We start from the raw sequence: 6,468 nt of genomic DNA, 5'->3' as shown, positions 1-6,468 counted from the left end.
GCGGCGGCCTTCCAGCTCGACGGCCAGGCGCGTCTCCTGGGCGTCTCTGTCCTCACTGAGATAGGCGATGGCGACGTCGGCGCCTTCGCGGGCGAACAGCACGGCCACGGCCCGACCGATGCCGCTATCGGCGCCGGTGATCAGGGCGACCTTGCCCTCAAGCTTGCCCGAGCCCTTGTAGAATGGCGCATCGTACATCGGCGCCGGATCCAGGCGATATTCGTCCCCGGGCTTGCTCTGGTGCTGTTCGGGAAACGGCGGAGCGGGGTAAGGGCGCGCGCCGGCCTGCATGGCTTCGGACTTTTCCTCTTCCTTCGGCCGGAAGGAGCGTTCCTCCTGGGCGTCCAGCGGCGCTTGAATGGCGCGTTCGGCGTCGGCGGCGCGCTCGCCGGCCTGTTCGAATTCGGGCGTTTGGGTCTCGGCCATGGCTGCCTCCTGGGGGGTGAGCCCGGAAAACCACTGGCGCCGCGCGATGTTCCAACCGCTGCCGAAAGCGGTTGCCCCCGCGGGGGGCTTCAGCCACCTTGCCCGCCTTCTTTGACATTGGTGACCCCATGCCGCGCGACGCGGCCGGAACGGCGCTTCCTCCGAAGCGGCCGCGCGGCCCCATCCTGACCGATCTGATCGAACTGCTCCGCCTGGCGGGGCCGGTCGTGCTGTCGCGCCTGGGCATCATGGTCATGGGCCTGACCGACGCGATCGTGGTCGGTCACTACTCCGCTCAGCAGCTGGGCTTCCACGCCATGGCCTGGGCGCCGTCGTCGATCTTCGTGACCATGAACGTCGGCCTGCTGGTCGGGGTGCAGGTGATGACCGCCCGCGCGATCGGCGCCGGCAAGCGGCACGAGACGGGGGCGGTGCTGCGGCGTGGCCTGACCTACAGCCTGTGGCTCGGGCTCGGCGGGATGGCGCTTCAGGCGCTGCTGGGCCCGTTGTTCCTGCACAGCCTGGGGCTGAAGGACGGCTTGGCCGACGGCGCGACCTTGCCGTTGATCGTCTTCTCGCTGTCGTTGCCGCTCTATTCGGTCTCGGTGGTCCTGACGTTCTGGCTGGAGGGGCTGGCGCGGCCGACGCCGGGGGCGGTGATGATGTGGCTGGCCAACCTCGTGAACCTGGCGGCCAATCTGCTCCTGGTGCCGGGGACCCTCGGTCTTCCGGCCTTGGGCGCCACGGGCGGCGCCTGGTCGACCTTCGCCGCGCGGCTGGCGCTGCTGGCCGCTCTGGCGATCTATGTGCTGCGGATGAAGGAGGCCCGCGCGCTGGGCGTCTTCGACAAGCCGGCGCGCGACCGCCCGGCCGAGATCGAGCAGCGACGGATCGGCTATGGCGCGGGCGCGTCGAACTTCTTCGAGGTCTCGGCCTTCGCCGGCATGAACCTGGTGGCCGGCTGGATCGGCGCCCTGGCCGTCGCGGCGTGGGCGGTGGTGCTGAACGTGGCGGCGATCATCTTCATGATCCCGCTGGGCGTGGCCTCGGCGACGGCGGTGCAGGTCGGGCGAGCCTATGGCGCGCGCGACCCGGCCGGCATGACCCGCGCCGGCTGGATCGCCTTCACGGTGATCGCGGTCATCGGTGTCATCGCGGGTCTGCTGCTCTATCCGACCCGGCACTGGGTGGCCCTGGCCTATACGACCGACCCGGCGGCGCTGGAGCTGATCCTGCCGGCCCTCGTGCTGACCTGCCTCTTCCTGGCGCCCGACGCGGTGCAGGTCGTGGCGGCCCAGGCGCTGCGGGCGCGGGGCGAGGTGTGGGTCCCGACCATCACCCACCTGATCAGCTACGCCCTGGTCATGGGACCGCTGGCCTGGTGGCTGGCGATCCCGCGCGGCATGGGCCTGAACGGCGTGGTGCTGTCGGTGATCGTCACCAGCTTCCTGGCGGCCGGCTTCCTGCTGGCGCGGTTCAGGATCCTGGATCTGCGGGACCGGAAACTGGCGCGGGAGGAGGGGGCCTAGGCCCCCAGGATCCAGCCTTCCTCGGTCTCGGCCACGGCGAGCGCGTCCTCGTCTAGGCCCTTGGGCGCGGCGAAGGCGGCGGCCAGCTTGCCGGCCTCGTCCAGCTTGGCGAAGTGTTCGGCGAGTTCGCGCACCTGGGCCAGGTCCTTGACCTCGCCCGGAGCTGGAATGGCCTTCAGCAGCGACGGGTAGACCTCGGCCACGACGATCTCGACGCCCTCGAGATCGGCCTCGGTCAGCGCCTTGAAGCCGGTCTCGAACGGCCAGACGCGCACCGCCTCACCGCGCGCGTCCTTCAGGCGGCGCACGGCCGGGATGCCGACGATCGCCTGACCGCCGACCGAGCCGTTGTAATAGAGCTTCCAGATCGAATGGGCGCCTTTGGCGGCCTTGTCGGCCTGGCGGAACTCGGGAAGATCGTCGGGACCGTGTTCGCGGACGCGCTTGGGCTGCAGGGTCGTCAGCGCGTCCTTGGGCGGGCAGCCCCAGAATGGGAAAGGGCCGCCGGTCAGGCGGCGGTTGATCTCCGAGCCGACGCCGAAGCGGTTGTTGGTGTTGTCGGCCTTGTCCTTGACCATCTTGGCCAGCTGGTCCCAGACCGCGCGCCAGGGCTTGTCGCCGGGCAGGGCGAGGGCCTTGGCGAGGCCGCGCGGGAAGCCCAGCGGGAAGTCGAAGCCGACCAGCGCCCGCTCGCCGCGCTTCTTCAGATCGTCGAGGATCGCGGCCAGACGCGTTTCGGCCTCGGCGCGGGTGGCCGGATTGTAGCTCTCGAAGCTGAGGCGGAAACGGACGTCGCGCTTGAGGACGCCGATCCAGATGGAGTCCGCGCCGGTGCTCGGCTTGGCCGCGGCGCTCCAATCCACGATCACATAGGCGCTGAACAGACGCGACACGGCAGCCGGCTCCGAAAGAGAAACGAAGTCGCGCTTCTACTCTTCCGAGAGCCGCCCGGCCAGATCATCAAAGCGCTTGACGCGCCGATATCAGGCCGCGTCGCGGATCTTGGCGGTCGGGCCGATCGGACGGCCGTTGCGGGCGAACCAGCGGATCGGCGGCTCGCACGGCGGACCCAGGGCCGCGCGGACGATGGCCGGCGGGCGGCGCTCTTCCGGGGTCATGAACAGGCCATTGGTCTTCAGCTTCAGGCCGGCCGCCTTGTGAGCGCCCAGCATGGTCAGCGGCACGGCCAGGACCAGACCCAGCAGGATCGGCGCGGTCGAGGTGAACAGGTCCGGCGTGAACCAGAAGACGCTGGCTAGCACGACGCCGGCGACGCTGATCCAGCCCATGGCGGCCGAGGCTTCCTTGAAGCTGACCTTGTCGGCGTCGCGGCGCTGGGTGGCCCAGCCGCCGACCTTGCCGGCCAGGATTTCCACGATGGCCCGGGTCTGGGTGAACATCAGCATCGGCGCGACCAGGGCCGACAGCAGCATCTCGACCGCCAGGCCCGCGGCGATGCGGCGCTTGCCGCCGAAGCCCTTGACCTCGGCCTTGCGGTTCAGGACGAGGATCGCGCCCAGGATCTTGGGGCCGAACAGCAGCACGAAGGTGATGATCATGGCCCAGGCGGTGGCCTGGATCTCGCGCCAGTCGATCAGCGCGTGCGCCGCGGCCTGCAGGTCGGCCATGGTGAAGGCCGCCTTCTTCAGCTCGGGCATCAGGGCGCGCGAGGTGACGCCCGCCGTCAGGGCGATGAACCACAGGGGCGATAGGGCGTAGCTCAGCACGCCGATGACGAGGTGCAGGCGGCTCATCCAGTGCAGGCCGGGCAGGCCGACCAGCGGCACGTGCTGGATGTTGCCCCGGCACCAGCGGCGGTCGCGCGTGGCGAAGTCCAGCAGGTTCGAGGGGCTCTCCTCGTAGGAGCCCTCCAGGTACGGGGCCAGGTGCACGCTCCAGCCGCCGCGGCGCAGCAGGGCGCTTTCCAGGGCGTCATGGCTCATCACCTCGCCGCCAAAGGGCTTGGGCCCATGGAGGTGCGGCAGGCCGCAGGTCTCGGCGAAGGCGCGGGTGCGGACGATGGCGTTGTGGCCCCAGAAGGAGCTCTCCGTGCCCGACCACCAGGCCAGGCCCGTCCAGGCGACGCGGCCGTACAGGCGCGTGGCGAACTGCAGGGTGCGGGCGAAGATCGTCTGGCCGTTGATGATCATCGGCATGGTCTGGATCAGGCCGGCGCCGGGGTGGCGCTCCATGGCGTCGGCCAGGCGGACCATGGCCTCGCCGGTCATCAGGCTGTCGGCGTCCAGCACCAGCATGTGCTCGTAGGCGCCGCCCCAGCGACTGACCCAGTCGGCGATATTGCCGGCCTTGCGGCCCGTGTTTTCCTTGCGGACGCGGTAGTAGACGTTGCTGTGCGCCTCGCGGCGGAAGCGGGCGAAGCAGGCCTGCTCGGCCAGGGCCACCTGGGCGTCGCGGGTGTCGCTCAGCACGAAGATGTCGAAGTGACGGCTCATGCCGGTCTCGGCCAGCGAGGCGTCCATGGCGCGCAGGCGGGCGAAGACGGCGGCGGCGTCCTCGTTGTGCACCGGCATCAGGATGGCGGTGCGGGTGTGCAGCTTGGGCATCGGCTTTTCGCTGTCGATGCCGAGCGGATCCTTGGGCTTGCCCAGCAGGATCACGAAGCCGGCCACGGCCGTGCAGAACCACAGCGACAGGGCCAGGAACAGCGGAGCCAGCAGGGTCAGGACGATGGCCTCGAGACGGGTCACGCCGCCCAGGGCGATGGTGTCGAAGGTGGCCTTCCAGCCGGCGCAGCCCATGACGATGGTCGAGAGCGCGATGATCCAGCGGCGCATCGACATGCTGGCGACCAGCGCGGCGGCGCGGCGCGGACCGCCTTGCCAGAAGCCCAGCGGCTGGACCGGCATGGCCAGCGGCGCCTCGGTGGGGATCTCGACGGTGTCCCGCCGCTGCACGACCTGATCGAGGGACACGCTCGTGGAGGTGCGCACGTCGAAGAGGGCGGAACGATCGCTCATATCGTCAGATCTCGGACTTTTTCCGGCGAACCGGGCATTCTCCGTATGTTTCGCCGCTTCAGCCTCTTTCCGCGCGGTCGCGGGTTCGCTAGGGGAACCGTGCAAGCGCGCGTGACGGATTCATGACGGCGAAAACCGGCGTGGAGAAGCACCGGCGACGCACACAGTAAAACCTTGATCACAAATTCGCTACCAGAAATCACGCCGATTTCGCAGTTGCGAGAAAATACACTGACCGCGCGCCGCGCGAGCGATGCTCGCCTTCTAGGGGAATTTGGCTAAGATGATGAATTGCCGGCGTTTCTTGGTTTTGGCCGGTGTTCTGGCGCTTGCGGCCTGCGGCGATCGGTCCGAGACCTCTCCCGCGAAACCCGCGGCGGTTGAGGCCGCACCATCGACTGAAGGGCTGCCGGCCTATGACGCCCAAGGCGTTATCGCCAGCCTGGAGGGTCAGATTCTCACGCTCGATCACGACGGCGCGAGCGCGGCGGGGCTGAAGCCTGGTCGCGACCCATTCAAGGTCTATGCGGACGTGCTGGCCGAGGCGCCGATCACGCCCGGCGCGCGCGTGAAGTTCCAATTCAAGAAGACGCCTGGCGGCCTGGAAGTGTCCAGGTTGGAGGCTCGGCCCTAATCCAACACCGTCATCCCGCGCTTCATGCGCGGGACCCATTTGTCGGCCCCACGTGAGGGATGATCTCGCTCTCACGTGAAAGCTGAACCATGGGTCCGGCGAACACGTCGCGGGATGACGGGTTGAGAGGGGGCTTAGCTCAGCTTCACCAGCATCTTGCCGAGGTTCTCGCCGGTGAAGAGCTTGAGGAAAGCGTCCGGCGCGCGTTCCACCCCTTCCTCGACCGTTTCCTTCCAGGTGATCTTCCCGGCCTTGATCCACTCGGCCATGTCCTTGGCGAACTGCGGGAACATGTCGGCGTGGTTGGAGACGATGAAGCCCTCCAGGCGCAGGCTCTTGCCCACGGCCAGGATGATGTTCGACGGCCCCTCGGGCTTACCGGTCTCGTTGTACTGCGAGATCATCCCGCACAGGGCGAAGCGCGCGAACGGGCGGGCCGAGTTGATCGCCGCCTCCAGGTGGACGCCGCCGACATTCTCGAAATAGACGTCGATGCCCTTGGGCGCGACCTTGGCGAGTTCGGCCACCACGTCGGGCGTGGCCTTGTAGTCGATCACGTGGTCGACCCCGATCGACTTCAGGAACGCGACCTTTTCCGGACCGCCGGCCGAGCCGATCACGGTGTGGCCCTTCAGCTTGGCGATCTGGCAGACGACCGAGCCGACGGCGCCGGCGGCGGCCGACACGAAGACGACGTCGCCCTCCTTCAGCGCCGCGATGCGCAGCAGGCCGACATAAGCGGTCAGGCCGGGCATGCCGACCACGCCCAGGAAGGCCTGGGGCGGAATGCCGTGGGTTTCGATCTTGGTGATGGCGCCCAGGCCGCCGGCCGCCAGCGCCTTAGGCGAGGCGTTATAGGCCTCGCGCCAGCCGAACATCGAGTTGACGATGTCGCCCGGCT

The 6,468-nt window shown here is 68.7% G+C and carries 6 protein-coding genes; 2 read left to right on the top strand and 4 right to left on the bottom strand.

Features of this window, described 5'->3' with window-relative positions; genetic code table 11:
* Positions 1-426: SDR family NAD(P)-dependent oxidoreductase (locus Q0379_RS06895; RefSeq protein ID WP_299006158.1), on the bottom strand; the 426-nt coding region annotated here is incomplete at its 3' end.
* Positions 427-554: 128 nt separating this feature from the next.
* Here Q0379_RS06895 and Q0379_RS06890 point away from each other — a divergent pair.
* A complete protein-coding gene (locus Q0379_RS06890; protein WP_299006156.1) occupies positions 555-1,955 on the top strand; it encodes an MATE family efflux transporter in 1,401 nt (466 codons plus the stop codon).
* Here Q0379_RS06890 and Q0379_RS06885 read toward each other — a convergent pair.
* Positions 1,952-2,848, bottom strand: a complete 897-nt coding sequence (locus tag Q0379_RS06885) for a cobalamin biosynthesis protein CbiG (protein WP_299006152.1) — start codon at positions 2,846-2,848, stop codon at positions 1,952-1,954. The two genes, Q0379_RS06890 and Q0379_RS06885, sit on opposite strands and share 4 nt — an antisense overlap.
* A 90-nt stretch (positions 2,849-2,938) precedes the next feature.
* The gene (gene mdoH, locus Q0379_RS06880; RefSeq protein WP_299006149.1) at positions 2,939-4,933 is read right to left on the bottom strand and encodes a glucans biosynthesis glucosyltransferase MdoH; all 1,995 of its coding nucleotides are present in this window, start codon (positions 4,931-4,933) and stop codon (positions 2,939-2,941) included.
* A gap of 304 nt (positions 4,934-5,237) precedes the next feature.
* On the opposite strand from mdoH, the gene Q0379_RS06875 reads away from it, so the two are divergent.
* A complete protein-coding gene (locus Q0379_RS06875) occupies positions 5,238-5,567 on the top strand; it encodes a copper-binding protein (RefSeq protein ID WP_299006146.1) in 330 nt (109 codons plus the stop codon).
* 134 nt (positions 5,568-5,701) lie between these two features.
* Here the strand turns inward: Q0379_RS06875 and Q0379_RS06870 are convergent.
* A partial coding sequence (locus tag Q0379_RS06870; RefSeq protein ID WP_299006143.1) for a zinc-binding dehydrogenase occupies positions 5,702-6,468 on the bottom strand: 767 nt, incomplete at its 5' end.

This window comes from uncultured Caulobacter sp., assembly GCF_937900395.1.
Lineage (GTDB): Bacteria > Pseudomonadota > Alphaproteobacteria > Caulobacterales > Caulobacteraceae > Caulobacter.
The sequence above is the reverse complement of the archived record's forward strand: the minus strand, read 5'-3'. Positions and strand labels throughout refer to the sequence as shown.

Coding starts and splice junctions, on each gene's coding strand:
- Q0379_RS06890 (WP_299006156.1), top strand. CDS start 555: ATGCCGCGCGACGCGGCCGGAACGGCGCTTCCTCCGAAGCGGCCGCGC.
- mdoH (WP_299006149.1), bottom strand. CDS start 4,933: ATGAGCGATCGTTCCGCCCTCTTCGACGTGCGCACCTCCACGAGCGTG.